The following is a 14,077-nucleotide window of genomic DNA, read 5'->3' on the forward strand; positions in this document are numbered from 1 at the left end:
TTATTTTATTACCTTTGCCTCAGAAAATCCATCTCATTTTAGAAGATGAATAAAAGGTTGTCTGATTAAATAGTACGCAAAATCCTACTATTTATGAAAGACAAAAAAAACAAAAGAGTGAAAATTTGGCGCGGGGAATTGAGAGAAGTTTTAGGATTTTTCTTGTAACTGCTTGTTATTCTGACTTTTACAATAACTTGCAGGATTAGAGATAGTATCATTTTTTGAACTATGGAAAAGTTTACTCCTTTGCAAGAGGTTCGGTGGTTTGTGATGCGTGATCTGAAAAGAAGCAACGCCAAACTGCCTGCATACAAAATGCTCGAAGATATGAACCTTGAGATTTTCACTCCCAAAGTATGGAAACTGGTCACGTGCAAAGGCAAACGGATGCCTGTAAAAGTGCCGTTTATGCAAGACTTGCTGTTCGTGCATGACTCCCGCAAAATACTGGATCCCATTGTAGAAAGAATAGGTACATTGCAGTACAGGTTCCTGAGGGACGGACACGGAACTCCCATGACGGTAAGAGACGCCGACATGGAACGTTTCATCCATGCCGTGAGTTCGTGCGAGAATCCGCGCTACTATATGCCGGGCGAAATCACTCCCGACATGATAGGCAAACAGGTGCGGATAATCGGAGGCGCGCTGAACGGCTATGAAGGACGCCTGCAGAAACTGCAAGGATCGCATATCAAACGGCTGTTCATCGAACTTTCCAGCCTCCTGACAGCTTCCATCGAAGTACAGCCCGAATTTATCCAACTGGTGAAATAAATATGGTCATCGCAGTAGACTTTGACGGAACGATTGTGGAACACAAGTATCCGCAGATCGGAAAAGAGATACCGTTTGCCATCGCCACGCTCAAAAAGCTTCAGGCCGAACGCCACCTGCTGATCTTATGGACAGTGCGCGAAAACGACCTGCTGGAGGAAGCGGTGGAATACTGCAGAAAACGCGGACTGGAGTTTTATGCGGTCAACGCCAATCATCCCGACGAACAGGTCAGGTCCGACCAGACTTCTCCATGCCGGAAAGTGCGGGCAGACATGTACATCGACGACTGCAACGTGGGCAAACTCCCCGACTGGGGCGCAATCTATGAAATGGTGCATAACCGATGGAGCTTTGAGCAGTATATGGATATGGTGCATGGCGGCAGACAACAGCAAAAGACCTCATTTTTAAAAAGAATTTTCGGGAAATAAGACATGACATCTCATGCGGAAAATACCAAACGCATTGCAAAGAACACGCTGATGCTCTATGTACGGATGCTGTTCAGCATGCTTGTGTCGTTGTATACCTCACGGGTGGTGCTGAATACATTGGGCGTGGAGGATTATGGTATAAATAATGTAATAGCCGGTGTTGTTTCAATGTTTTCGCTATTATCTTCTTCTTTATCTACAGCTATAAGCAGATTTATAACCTATGGGTTAGGAAAAGGAGATATGCAGACCCTGAAAAAAATCTTTTCATCTTCGATAAATGTTATGCTGGGTTTAGCAACACTTATAATCATACTTACCGAAATAGTTGGAACATGGTTCTTGAATCACGAAATGAATATTCCCACAGAAAGGATGGATGCAGCAAATTGGGTGTTGCAATGTGCTATTTTTGCTTTTGCTGTTGGACTGATTACAGTGCCATATAGCGCCACGGTCTTGGCCCATGAAAAGATGGACGTTTATGCATATATAAGTATGACTGAAATCTGTTTAAGATTGGTAGTCGTATATTGTTTGTATGCCTCACCTTTCGATAAGTTAAAGTCGTTTGCACTGCTAACAATGACTGTCACAATTGTTATTCTTATCATTTATTATTACTATTGCCGAAGAAATTTCCACGAATGCAAATATTGCTATGTGTACGACAGTAGTCTTTTAAAGAAAATGTTAAGTTTTTCAGGGTGGAGTCTCTTGGGAAGCGGAGCTTATTTATTCAACACCCAAGGTGTAAATATCTTGATGAATTTATTTTTTGGAGTCGGAGTTAATGCAGCTCGCGGAATTGCAACTCAGGTAGATGGAGCTGTACAATCATTTGTCGGCAGTTTTACAATGGCAATGAGCCCACAAATCATAAAGTCATATGCCATAAATGATCTTGAGTATATGCACACTCTAGTTTGCCGAGGTGCAAAATATTCCTATTTCATGACTTTTTTTTTAACCATCCCACTAATATTAGAAGCTCAACAAGTCCTATCGATATGGCTCGGCGTTGTTCCTGATCATGCTATTGTATTTGTGCGAATGACATTACTATCCTCATTAACAGTAGTTATTGCCAATACATTGATAACAGCGCAAGTGGCTACTGGAAATATAAAAAAATATCAGATAATAGTTACACTGTGTGGACTTTGGGTTTTCCCGTTATCATATATATTTTTCAAATTGGGTTTTTCTCCTGAAACGGCATACATTATTTATTTTATAGTCTATTTCGGTTTGATTTTTGTCCGCTTATATTTAGTGAAGAATCTAATAAAAATGAATTGGATAAAATACGCAAAAGAAGTGTTACTCCGAATGGGATTGGTATCAGCATGTTCAATTATTTTTCCTTCTCTAGTATATTTCAACATGCCATCATCACTTATCCGTCTATTAACTATTTGCATAGTGTCGGCTATATCATCTCTCACTTTCATGTATCTATTAGGATTAGATAAGAATGAACGTATTTTTATTATAAATAAGATACAAAACAAAATTCATTTATCCAAACATTGATTAGGGATATGTCATTTCGTGAATATTTAAAACGCGGCATAAAATATGTAATTTACGGTATACCGCAAAAAACTATGACAGCCAACATTTCTTCTATTACGCCAAATGAGCTGCTAAAAAACAAAACAGCTCTTGTTACTGGTGGAACAAGCGGAATAGGTTTGGAAATCATCAAGGCATTTTTGAAAAGCGGTGCTGTTGTTGTATACACAGGAAGAAATGAAGAAAAAATCAATAAAGTATACGATAATATAGTAAAAGAAGAACCTAACTATGCCAACATGCTTTATGGCATTCTGATGGATAATTCCCATATATCTTCTTTTGAAGATATATTTCAGAAAATCTTATCTTTGATTGGCGGTAGACTGGATATTTTGGTCAATAATGCAGGAGTGATGGGAGGAAATTTTGGAAGTGCTTCAGAACAAGAGTATGACAAAGTTCTTGCCACAAATTTAAAAGGCAGTTTTTTCCTTTCTCAAATAGTTGCAAAACACATGAAAAATAACTCAATAAAAGGAAATATCTTAAATATTGCGTCATCCTCAAGTTTACGTCCAGCCAACTCTGCCTATATCTTATCAAAATGGGGAATAAGAGGATTAACTTTAGGACTTGCCAAAACTCTAATTCCATATGACATTGTCGTAAACGGCATAGCACCTGGACCAACTAAAACCCCAATGCTCATCGATGAGAAACAAAAAGACATTATAAATGAAAACAACCCATTAGGACGTTATATTATGCCAGAAGAAATAGCCAATATGGCTGTAATATTAGTCAGCAATATGGGCAGAAGCATAGTTGGTGATATAATTTATATGACTGGCGGTGCAGGAATCATTACGCTTGACGACATTAAATATTCATTTTAAATATGAATGACTTACATTATACAAATGAGCGGCAGATATTAATATTAATATCTTTACTGAAAGCCTATGGCATTCGTAAAATAATCGCTTCTCCTGGGGCAACAAATGTCACCTTCATAGGAAGTGTGCAGCAGGATGATTTTTTCGAAATCTATTCATGTGTTGATGAACGTTCGGCTGCTTATATGGCATGCGGTTTAGCTATAGAGTGTGGCGAACCTATAGTTTTAACATGTACAGGAGCCACCTCCTCTCGTAACTATTTACCAGGATTAACAGAAGCTTATTACCGTAAATTGCCCATATTAGCTATAACCTCTACCCAATTAACAGAAAGAGTTGGACATCTAATAGCTCAAGTTATTGACCGTTCTACAGCTCCTAATGATACTACACAGCTAAGCGTTTATCTACCTATAATCAAAGACGAAAATGATGTTTGGATATCCCAACTTAGAATTAATCAAGCATTACTAGCATTAAAAAGACATGGTGGTGGTCCGGTTCATATTAATCTAGAAACATCTTACAGTTGCGATTTTTCTATAAAACAATTACCAAAAGCACATGTCATCAATAGAATTACAGTTCATGATGAGTTTCCTACATTTCCAGACGGTAATGTTGCTGTATTTGTCGGTTCACATAAAATCTGGACAAAAGAGGAAACCGAAGCTCTAGACAGATTTTGTAGTTCTCACAACGCTGTCGTCTTTTGCGATCACACCAGCGGCTATAAAGGGAAATATCGTTTCTTATCAGCTTTAGTTAAAGCTCAATATTACAATCAGCCTTTACTCCCTAAAATAGAAACATTAATTCATATAGGAGAAGTGTCTGGAGACTATTACACCCTTGGAATTTCAGCAAACCAAATATGGCGTGTAAGTGAAGATGGAGAACTCAGGGACACATTCAAAAAATTGCATTATGTGTTTGAGATGCCTGAAAAAGTTTTTTTCTCACATTATACGACATCAAAAGCGGGAGATGATAGTTTTTTGAATTTATGCAAAAAGGCATACGATAAGACATACAATCATATTCCTGATCTACCTTTTAGCAATATTTGGATAGCACAACAACTTGCACCTCGCTTGCCAGAATACTCAGTAATCCATCTTGGCATATTAAACACACTGCGGTCATGGAATTTTTTTGAAATACCTACATCGGTTTTATCATATAGCAATGTGGGCGGCTTTGGTATAGACGGTGGCATGTCATCACTAATTGGAGCATCATTGGCCAATCCCAATAAATTATATTTTGGCATTTTGGGTGATTTAGCGTTCTTTTATGATATGAATGTAATAGGCAATCACAATGTAGGACATAATGTACGAATTATGCTTGTCAATAATGGACGTGGTACGGAGTTTCGCAATTACAACCACATGGCAAACATGTTTGGTAATGATGCCGATACATTTATAGCCGCAGCCGGACACAACGGCAATAAATCTAAAAGCTTAGTTAAACACTACGCAGAAGATTTAGGCTTTGAATATATAAGCGCTTCCTCAAAAGAGGAATTCAATATCGTTTATTCCAAGTTTCTCCAGACAGAGATAACCAATAAACCAATATTATTTGAGGTATTTACCGATAGCCGTGATGAAAGCGATGCATTACAAGCTGTTTCTACATGCTTGAAAAGTGCTAAGAATGAGCTATATGAGAAGATGGTGGATACAACAAAAAAAATGCTAGGCGGAAGTTCTAAAACAGCAAGCGCCATATACCATAAATTGAAATCCTAATAAATTATGAAAATTGGTATATTGACTTTTCACTGCGCAAATAATTATGGAGCAGTTTTGCAGGCATACGGTTTGCAAGAATATTTAAAAAAATTAGGATATGACACGTATATTGTTGACTACCGACCTAAATACATTACATCACAATATAAAACGTTTGCCAAAGAACTACCTCAAGGAAACCTGCCAATGAAAGTAAAGCATTTACTTCGCAATATATTAATCATCCCCATACGAAAAAGACGGTGTAAAGTATTTAATTTATTTCGAAGAAATCGCTTAAAAATATTCAAGCTAAATTTAAATAATTCAGAGAACGATTTTGATTCATTTATTTTTGGAAGTGATCAGATATGGAATCAGTCACTTACCGGCGGCAACTTGGACAAAATATTTTTAGGAGATTTTCCCGCGGCAAACGGAAAGAAATTAATTGCATACGCTGCAAGTACAGGCAGTTTAAAAAACATCAGCAATAAAAGTGATATTATTGACAAGCTATTAAAATTTAAAGCGATTGGAGTTAGAGAGCAATCATTAGATATATTTATAGGGAATAATATACCAAATTCAATACACTCTTTGACATTGGATCCTGTATTATTAGCCGGAAAACAAATATTTGAAAAACTCATTAAACCAATATATCCTGACACTAAAAAAAAATATTTACTACTATTCCAACTAGGATACGATATTCACGTTGAAAAAATAGCAAGTCAGATAGCCAATGAAAAAGGATTGAGTTTAGTTAAAATATCGTCATATTTCGAATCTTTGACAGACTCAAACATAATAAGCGACGCGTCTCCCGAACAATTTTTAGCATATGTAAAAAATGCTTCATACGTAGTAACTACGTCATTCCATGGAACAGCTTTTTCTATTCTTTTCGAAAAAGATTTTAACACCATCGGGTTAAGTGAAACAGTATCTGAACGTATGATAAATTTATTATTGCAATTAGGACTTGAAGATCGATTCTATAACAATAGCAACAAAATTAATACAACAGAGATTAACTATAGATCAGTTAATAAAAAATTGGAACAGTTACGTATAGCTTCTAGATCCTTTATAAATACAGCCTTTGCTTAAACATGAGATTGATAAAAATTTCAGTCATAGTACCGATTTATAATGCGGAAAAATATTTGCATCGTTGTATTGACAGCATCTTATCACAATCTTTCAAGGATTTTGAGGTGCTGCTTATTGATGATGGCAGCACTGATAATTCTGGGAAAATATGTAATAATTATGCTGCTAAAGATGCAAGGATTAGAGTCTTCCATAAAAAAAATGGTGGCGTTTCTACAGCAAGAGAGTTAGGTGTACAACAAGCCAAAGGAGAATATTCAATACATGTAGATGCGGATGATTGGATTGAATGTCATATGCTAGAAAAGATGTATAGGAAAGCTAAGCAAGAACAACTTGACATGTTGATTGCAGATTTTTATCATGATGATAAAGGAAAATCAATTTACATAAAACAATCTGGACTATCGACCTATCCAGACAGTGTGTTAAAAGATATTTTACAGAACAAACTTTTTGGTAGTTTATGGCATAAATTAATAAGGCATAATTTATATAAAGAAAAGAATATACACTTCATAGAAAATATCAATTACTGCGAGGATGTACTTGTTCTTGTTCAACTGCTACAACAGCCTATAAAAATAGGATTTCTTAATGAAGCTTTTTATCATTATAATTCCTCAAACAGCAATTCAATAACAAGAAATTATAAGCTTGATACATATTATATGCGAAAACAATACGTCACAATATTGATGGAGTTATTACCTATGACATATGAACCGTTCATCATGCAGGTAGCTACATTGGTAAAGAAAGAAGCGTTTACGCATAAAATCTTACCCAAGAACGAATTTTATAATTTCATGCCACTCACAATAGCAGAAATAATCCATTCCAAAAATCTTGGGAGAAAGTGTAAAATGTGTTACATATTAGCTTATTTAGGTTTATATAAATTATCGATGGAGTTATCTTCATTAATTAGAGCTTAAAAAATGAATCATTTGGATTTAAAAAATGGATTGTCAGGTTTAATGCGACTCAAAAATGAGGGGCCTTTTATCAAGAATTGCGTGGAATCTTGCATTGATGCTCTTGATGAATTAATAATCGTATATAATGACTGCACAGATGACACTCCAGAAATTGTAGAGGAAATGAGGAAACGATATCCAGATAAAGTCAAAGCCTATGCATATAACAATCATATACTTTCGCATAATCTTACAGAAGCAGATTTTAATATTGCAAAAAATCTCCCAGAAGATTCACCTCGTTTACACTCTAGTCAATGTAACTTTGCCTTATCAAAAGCAAATTATAAATATGCAGTAAAAATAGATGCTGACCAACTCTATTTTACAGATGAACTCAAAAAATGGCGAGATGTGTGCAGCGGTGACATTCCAATAAAATGGAATATAACTTTTATTCTAGGGTGGTTCTTCATGGTGTATTTTTCTGCTTACAGGCATTTATCTTCTAAATGTAGGAAACCTTGCTTGTGGATGTTACCGGATTGGCTATTCGACCTAGTCATTACATCTTATTTTAATTATGCAAAATGGAGATTAAAAAAAGGAACAGCCGCCATAGCTTTATCTGGCTTTAATGTATTTAAAGATATCAAATGGTATATACCATTCGATGGATTCAACATTCATCCTCCTTATAACGGTGAAGGTGACACTTTGATTTTCCGCATATCTAAAAATACTTATTATACTAAATTTGTGAATTATAAATCTCGCTCAGTTACTGAAAAATTTCACCATTCGTATAAAATGATGTTTGCTGGCCCAATGTGGTTTCATCTTCATGCAAATCGCGAATATTGCTGGTCAAAAATAAAAAAAACAAAAGACGAATATCCTGAACTATTTGTACCATTGGAGGAGTTTTCTTTAATGTCATACAAAGAAATCCACAATAGATTGAACAAGAAATCACATACCTTATATCAGAGGATTTTGTTTGCTTTCATACATAAAGCTGGGATAAAGAAAATGAAAGAATATTCATCTTTATTAAAATAAGAGTACGCATGTGCCGGTGGTTATTGAAAAAAGAAACAATAGAACTGATAACCAGTGATTATTATCGGTATATAGGAACAACAGCAAGTTTATTTAAAATGTTCCGGTTTACGTTTTACAACCATTGCTTTGCCTATACTTTTTGGCTTCGAATAGCAGCATCGGAAAAAAGTCTGATTTGTAAAATTGCAAAGAAAAAATTAAACAAATTGTCGATCAAATATGGATTACAGATTCCTTGTGAAACATCAATAGGATATGGTTTGTATATAGGGCATGGCATTGGAATTATTATAAACCCAACGGCAATAATAGGCAATAACGTCAACTTAGGGCAATTCACAACAATTGGAGCCAATAATGGAAAAGCTGCCATTATTGGAGATAATGTCTATATCGGACCGTCTGTTTGCTTGGTTGAAAATATAAAAATAGGTGATAATGTAACAATCGGAGCTGGCGCAGTAGTAGTCAAAGATGTGCCTAATAACGCAACAGTAGCTGGAGTTCCCGCAAAAATAATATCTTACAAATCTCCAGGAAGATTTATAAATAGGAAATGGGTAAAGTATAACTACTAATTTGAAATCTATGATTCCTAAGGTTATTCATTATTGCTGGTTTGGCCGGAAACCTCTTCCCCCACTTGCAGTCAAATGCATAAAGTCATGGAAAAAATATCTCCCCGACTATGAAATAAAGGAATGGAATGAGGATAATTTTGATGTGAATAGCATAGCTTACACAAAAGAAGCTTATGAAGCAAAGAGATATGCATTTGTGAGTGACTATGCTCGATTTTGGGTCTTGTATAATTATGGCGGATTGTATTTTGACACAGATGTAGAAATAATTAAACACATTGATGATATTATTTCAAAAGGAGGCTTTATGGGATGTGAAACTTTTGCACAAAAAAATGTACCTCTATACGTGGCTCCAGGTCTCGGATTAGGATGTGAAAAAGGACATCCTATTTATCATAGTTTGTTACAATTATATTCAGGCTTACATTTTATAGGAATTGACGGAAAACCGTATTTGAAAACAATCGTTCAATACACTACTGAATATCTTGTCCAACTAGGGTTAAACGAAATAAATGAGATACAATATATCAATGGCATATATATATACCCAAAAGAATATTTTAACCCCTATGATGTGGAACAAGATAAAATATTTATAACATCCCAAACCAGAACAATCCATCATTTTGCTGCCAGCTGGAAGACTCCCAAAGAACGTTTCATAGAATTTATAGAAAAAAAAGTGGGTAGTAGTCCTATTATTTTCATCCACAAGATGAAACAATTGTTTTTGGGTAAGTAATCTATTTCATCCTATGAACTATACCATCGAAGAATATCTTTTAAACGAATACAATGCAGCCTCAAAAGCAAGAAAAGATGTATCTCATTTTATCTTGCAGAATGGCTTTCGGTCATTGTTTAAAAATGACAAAACCAGAATGCGGCACAATAAATGGGCCAAGCTGATATTAACTTTCAGGCTCTGTATGAAGCTAATGTCATTGAAAAAAACTGATATTTTATTCATACAAACCTCACTGATTGTTTTGCCACCAATATTGAGAATTAAGGCTATCAAACAATTCAAACTGATATATCTTATTCATGATTTATATTGCTTGAAATATAATACAGAAAAAAGCATAAGAATAAATCAGAAAGAGATCAGAAAGGACATGTATTATATGTCAAAATGTGATTACGTGATAGCTCATAATAACTTGATGGTGGAAAAACTAAAACAGTTTGGCTGTACAAGCAAATTAATTCCGCTTGGAATATTTGATTATGACTGTTCTTATCCAAGAAAAAGAAGAGTATTAGCCGTAAATGAACAAATTAAAGTAACATTTGCCGGCTTTTTAGGAAAAGCCAATTTCTTGACAAAATTAGACCAGACCCCACACAAAAATTATCAGTTATTTGTATATGGGATCCCTAAGATTGCCCTAAGGAATTCAATCTACAAGGGAAATATAGATGCTGATATGTTACCTAATGTCATTGAAGGACATTTTGGGTTAATATGGGAGGGAGAATATGATGCTAATCCAGAAGATAATTACATGTGCGTAAATAATCCTCATAAGTTATCTATGTATATTGTTGCTGGTCTTCCGATCATTGCATGGAACAAAAGCGCAGCAGCACGCTTTATCGAAACGAATGGCATAGGATTAACCGTTGATACCTTAGATGAGGTGGATAAATGCGTAAAAGAAATATCCCCAGCTAAATACTCTGATATGGTCAACAATTGTTTGGCAATAAGAGAAAGATTAGTCCATGGAGATTATTTGCGCAATGCACTAAATATGATATAAACTTACAGTTCACGTATGTTCATTTTGATTCTCAAACATCTTTTAAATAAAAACTTCTGACAACGTTTTAAGATATTGGTTTCCAAATATTTAATTCTTGCCAGATACAAACTCTATTAATTATTTTTTTCATGTACAAAAATTATAGAATAGTAGTCAATACTGCTGCAGGGCGCCGCCGCTACATGCAATGCCTGATACCATACATTGTGTCTTGCAGCATCGTCGATCGGTATGATATTTGGATCAATACGCACAATGGAGCGGATATTGAATTCTTCAAACAAATCGCAAAAAGTTTCCCCATTGTCAACTTAGTATGGCAACCCAATGGAGTAGTGAATGGCAATAAAAGCATCAACGCTTTCTATAAAACATGTGTAGAAGAGAACACAATCTATTTTAAGCTAGATGATGACGTTGTATGGATGGAACCAGGATTGATAGAAAAGATGGTAAAATTTCGTGTAGATAACCCTCAATACTTTTTAGTTTCTCCTTTGGTCATCAATAACTCACTATCCACCTATCTTTTACAAATAGAAGGCCGGTTAAAGCTTGACAAATATTATGAGGCAGGGTGTTCGCATCCTGTTTTGTGGAAAAGTGGGTATTTCGCCAAAGAACTTCATTTATGGTTCATTGAACATTATTTGAAGAAGAATCAATGGAGAAAACTGTATGTGGGCAAAAAAGAGATGGGAATGACGCGTTTTTCCATCAATGCCATACTTTGGTTTGGTGATGAAATGAAGAAATTTACAGGCATTGTACCGGGAGATGACGAAGAATTCATGTCATGTATTTATCCTACACAACAAGGAATGTCAAACGCATGGAACGGAGATGCTATTGTGGCGCATTTTGCTTTTTTCACCCAACGTGAACAGCTAGATAAGTGGCATATTCTTGAAAGATATGAAAAGATATGCCGACAAGATTTTCTTGGAAATAAAGATTTACGCAACTTTTATGAAGAAGTACAGTCTGTGATGCAAAATATACAGGCACATGAGGTGGAGTTAATGCAACGTCCGTCACCTTACCTTTCTGTTCCTGTAAAAAAATCCTTAAAGAGAAAGATAAAGGAACATTTGCCGAAATCTGTTCAGGAATTCCTGCTCATCAGATACGACTTAAAGAAAAAAGATGGTTTTATCATTGAATAACACTGAAAATGGAAAAGCTATTGACAATTGTCGTACCGGCATATAACATGGAGAAATATTTAAGCTACTGCTTAGATTCTCTATGTGTGAATCAGGATAATTTGGAAGTTCTTGTCATCAACGATGGAAGCAAGGATACTACATCGGATATAGCTCACCAATATATGGAGCAATATCCTCATATATTCAGAGTAATAGATAAGGCAAATGGGAATTATGGTTCATGTGTAAACCGCGGATTAACAGAAGCAAAAGGAAAATATATCAAAATTCTAGATGCAGATGACAGTTTCGATACAGAGAATTTCAAAGATTTTCTTGCTTTTCTAGAAAAAACAGATGCAGATCTAGTTCTGTCAGATTTTGCCGTAGTTGATCCAGAAAGAAGAATACGAAAAATTATTCGTTATGATGTAGGAAAAGGATACAGCTTTGGAATAGATGAGGTTTGCAATACTGATGTGTTCAAAAACATGCAAATGCACGCCGTAACCTATCGACGTGAGAATTTGCTAAAGTTAGGGTACAAACAGACTGAAGGTATTTCATATACAGATCAACAATGGATATTCATCCCAATGACAACAATCAAGTCTGTATCCTATTTTAATAGGTATGTATATAAATACTTAGTAGGAAGAGCCGGACAGACCATGAATCCGGAAGTCAGACTAAGAAGTATGGATCATACGCTACGTTGTGCGCTGGATATGGCAAAAGTTTATGAACTATATAAACCTCTTTTTGAAGGAAATCCTATACAAGAATATCTTCATGCAAGAATAATTCCTTTCATAAAAGAAATATATGTATCTTCGTTAACACATTATGATAGAAAGACGAAAAAACTGCTCACAGATTTTGACAACAATTTGAAAGAAACGAGCAAAGACATACATGAACTGATAGGAAGCAAAAGAGTCAGTTCATTTAAAGGATTTGCATATATTGATTACTGGAGAAATCATAAGGATGTAAATAAAGAAATGGTCAAATTGCTCAGTCGAATGTATTTGTTGATGCTCCGCATGAAACGGGTAAGCAAAACAAAAAATAAAATGGCATTGCCTTCTTTTTTTAATTAAGGAGTAATGAAAGTTTCAGTTATTGTTCCCATATATAAGGTAGAACGATTCATCAGAAAATGTACAGACTCACTATTGTCGCAGACATTAGATGACGTGGAATTTATATTTGTAGATGATGCTTCGCCAGATAATAGCATAAACATATTAAATCAATGCATTGAGAAATATCCACAACGAAAAAAACAAATCCACATCCTATCTCATGAAATAAACAAAGGGCTTCCAGCAGCACGCAATACAGGATTGACTGCAGCTACAGGTGAATATGTGTTTCATTGTGACAGCGATGACTTTGTGGAACCAAATATGCTAGATACTCTTTATAATGAAGCAAAGAAAAAAGATGCAGACATTATATGGTGCGACTGGTATCTTTCGTTTGGACACAATGAACGTTATATGAAACAGCCTGCCTATGATACACCTATGGAAGCTTTAAAAGCGATGTTGGCAGGCAGAATGAAATTCAATGTATGGAACAAGCTTATTCGGCGTAAATTGTATGTGAATAACAAGATTTCTTTTCCTGAAGGATATGCCATGGGAGAAGACATGACCACACTGCTGCTGTTCGCTGTTGCAAAAAAAGTGGCATATATGCCTCAAGCATTTTACCATTATGTAAAATTAAATACAGGAGCATATTCACAGAATTATTCAATAGAACACTTTGAGTCTGTTCAATACAATATAAATAGAGTAGAAAAGGCCTTACATGATAGATTTGACAATATACTGAATTTGGAGATTGCTTGTATGAAACTAGAGGCAAAGTTTCCGTTTCTAATGAGCACAAAATCTGAAATGTACAAACTTTGGGCTAGAGCTTACCCTGAAGCAAATGCTTACATTATGAAAAACCGTTACATATCGATTCGGCGACGATTGGTACAATGGTGCGCTTCCAAACACTTGTGGTGGCTAGTTTCACTTCATTATCTTGCTATTGACAAAATAATATATGGTTGTATTTACAGATGATTT

The 14,077-nt window shown here is 35.3% G+C and carries 14 protein-coding genes; all 14 read left to right on the forward strand.

The features are described from left to right. Positions 1–231 precede the first annotated feature (231 nt). The 14 genes from QUW60_RS05400 (at position 232) to QUW60_RS05465 (ending at position 14,074) form a co-directional block, all read left to right on the forward strand. Positions 232–780 carry a UpxY family transcription antiterminator gene (locus QUW60_RS05400; protein ID WP_289558975.1) on the forward strand — a complete coding sequence of 183 codons (549 nt, stop codon included), beginning with the start codon at positions 232–234 and terminating at the stop codon, positions 778–780. A 2-nt stretch (positions 781–782) separates the two neighbouring features. Further along, positions 783–1,214, forward strand: coding sequence for a BT0820 family HAD-type phosphatase (locus QUW60_RS05405; RefSeq protein WP_289558977.1), 432 nt, complete (start codon positions 783–785; stop codon positions 1,212–1,214). Positions 1,215–1,217: 3 nt separating this feature from the next. Next, a complete protein-coding gene (locus tag QUW60_RS05410) occupies positions 1,218–2,753 on the forward strand; it encodes a lipopolysaccharide biosynthesis protein (RefSeq protein WP_289558979.1) in 1,536 nt (511 codons plus the stop codon). Positions 2,754–2,761: 8 nt separating this feature from the next. Then, complete coding sequence (locus QUW60_RS05415; RefSeq protein WP_289558981.1) at positions 2,762–3,634, forward strand: SDR family NAD(P)-dependent oxidoreductase; 873 nt, start codon at positions 2,762–2,764, stop codon at positions 3,632–3,634. A 2-nt stretch (positions 3,635–3,636) separates the two neighbouring features. After that, the gene (locus QUW60_RS05420) at positions 3,637–5,397 is read left to right on the forward strand and encodes a thiamine pyrophosphate-binding protein (protein ID WP_289558983.1); all 1,761 of its coding nucleotides are present in this window, start codon (positions 3,637–3,639) and stop codon (positions 5,395–5,397) included. Positions 5,398–5,403: 6 nt separating this feature from the next. Beyond that, a complete protein-coding gene (locus QUW60_RS05425) occupies positions 5,404–6,495 on the forward strand; it encodes a polysaccharide pyruvyl transferase family protein (protein WP_289558985.1) in 1,092 nt (363 codons plus the stop codon). A gap of 2 nt (positions 6,496–6,497) precedes the next feature. Continuing rightward, entirely contained in the window at positions 6,498–7,436 is a 939-nt protein-coding gene (locus QUW60_RS05430; protein WP_289558987.1) for a glycosyltransferase family 2 protein, read from the forward strand. 3 nt (positions 7,437–7,439) lie between these two features. Beyond that, positions 7,440–8,480, forward strand: a complete 1,041-nt coding sequence (locus QUW60_RS05435; RefSeq protein ID WP_289558989.1) for a glycosyltransferase — start codon at positions 7,440–7,442, stop codon at positions 8,478–8,480. An 8-nt stretch (positions 8,481–8,488) separates the two neighbouring features. Further along, entirely contained in the window at positions 8,489–9,061 is a 573-nt protein-coding gene (locus QUW60_RS05440) for a serine acetyltransferase (RefSeq protein WP_289558991.1), read from the forward strand. 10 nt (positions 9,062–9,071) lie between these two features. Further along, positions 9,072–9,812: a glycosyltransferase family 32 protein gene (locus QUW60_RS05445; protein ID WP_289558993.1), complete on the forward strand. Its 741-nt coding sequence runs from the start codon at positions 9,072–9,074 to the stop codon at positions 9,810–9,812. Between the two features lie 13 nt (positions 9,813–9,825). After that, entirely contained in the window at positions 9,826–10,836 is a 1,011-nt protein-coding gene (locus tag QUW60_RS05450) for a glycosyltransferase (protein ID WP_289558995.1), read from the forward strand. A 131-nt stretch (positions 10,837–10,967) separates the two neighbouring features. Continuing rightward, a complete protein-coding gene (locus QUW60_RS05455) occupies positions 10,968–12,005 on the forward strand; it encodes a hypothetical protein (RefSeq protein WP_289558997.1) in 1,038 nt (345 codons plus the stop codon). An 8-nt stretch (positions 12,006–12,013) separates the two neighbouring features. Then, on the forward strand, positions 12,014–13,090 hold the full coding sequence (locus QUW60_RS05460) for a glycosyltransferase family 2 protein (protein ID WP_289558999.1): 1,077 nt from the start codon (positions 12,014–12,016) through the stop codon (positions 13,088–13,090). A gap of 6 nt (positions 13,091–13,096) precedes the next feature. Then, entirely contained in the window at positions 13,097–14,074 is a 978-nt protein-coding gene (locus QUW60_RS05465) for a glycosyltransferase family 2 protein (protein WP_289559000.1), read from the forward strand. The last annotated feature ends 3 nt before the right edge of the window (positions 14,075–14,077 follow it).

Source organism: Bacteroides gallinaceum (assembly GCF_030373775.1).
Taxonomy (GTDB): domain Bacteria; phylum Bacteroidota; class Bacteroidia; order Bacteroidales; family Bacteroidaceae; genus Phocaeicola; species Phocaeicola excrementipullorum.

Excerpts from the sequence above, each read along its gene's own strand:
- QUW60_RS05400 (WP_289558975.1), top strand. The coding sequence starts at position 232 with ATGGAAAAGTTTACTCCTTTGCAAGAGGTTCGGTGGTTTGTGATGCGT.
- QUW60_RS05405 (WP_289558977.1), top strand. The coding sequence starts at position 783 with ATGGTCATCGCAGTAGACTTTGACGGAACGATTGTGGAACACAAGTAT.
- QUW60_RS05410 (WP_289558979.1), top strand. The coding sequence starts at position 1,218 with ATGACATCTCATGCGGAAAATACCAAACGCATTGCAAAGAACACGCTG.
- QUW60_RS05415 (WP_289558981.1), top strand. The coding sequence starts at position 2,762 with ATGTCATTTCGTGAATATTTAAAACGCGGCATAAAATATGTAATTTAC.
- QUW60_RS05420 (WP_289558983.1), top strand. The coding sequence starts at position 3,637 with ATGAATGACTTACATTATACAAATGAGCGGCAGATATTAATATTAATA.
- QUW60_RS05425 (WP_289558985.1), top strand. The coding sequence starts at position 5,404 with ATGAAAATTGGTATATTGACTTTTCACTGCGCAAATAATTATGGAGCA.
- QUW60_RS05430 (WP_289558987.1), top strand. The coding sequence starts at position 6,498 with ATGAGATTGATAAAAATTTCAGTCATAGTACCGATTTATAATGCGGAA.
- QUW60_RS05435 (WP_289558989.1), top strand. The coding sequence starts at position 7,440 with ATGAATCATTTGGATTTAAAAAATGGATTGTCAGGTTTAATGCGACTC.
- QUW60_RS05440 (WP_289558991.1), top strand. The coding sequence starts at position 8,489 with ATGTGCCGGTGGTTATTGAAAAAAGAAACAATAGAACTGATAACCAGT.
- QUW60_RS05445 (WP_289558993.1), top strand. The coding sequence starts at position 9,072 with ATGATTCCTAAGGTTATTCATTATTGCTGGTTTGGCCGGAAACCTCTT.
- QUW60_RS05450 (WP_289558995.1), top strand. The coding sequence starts at position 9,826 with ATGAACTATACCATCGAAGAATATCTTTTAAACGAATACAATGCAGCC.
- QUW60_RS05455 (WP_289558997.1), top strand. The coding sequence starts at position 10,968 with ATGTACAAAAATTATAGAATAGTAGTCAATACTGCTGCAGGGCGCCGC.
- QUW60_RS05460 (WP_289558999.1), top strand. The coding sequence starts at position 12,014 with ATGGAAAAGCTATTGACAATTGTCGTACCGGCATATAACATGGAGAAA.
- QUW60_RS05465 (WP_289559000.1), top strand. The coding sequence starts at position 13,097 with ATGAAAGTTTCAGTTATTGTTCCCATATATAAGGTAGAACGATTCATC.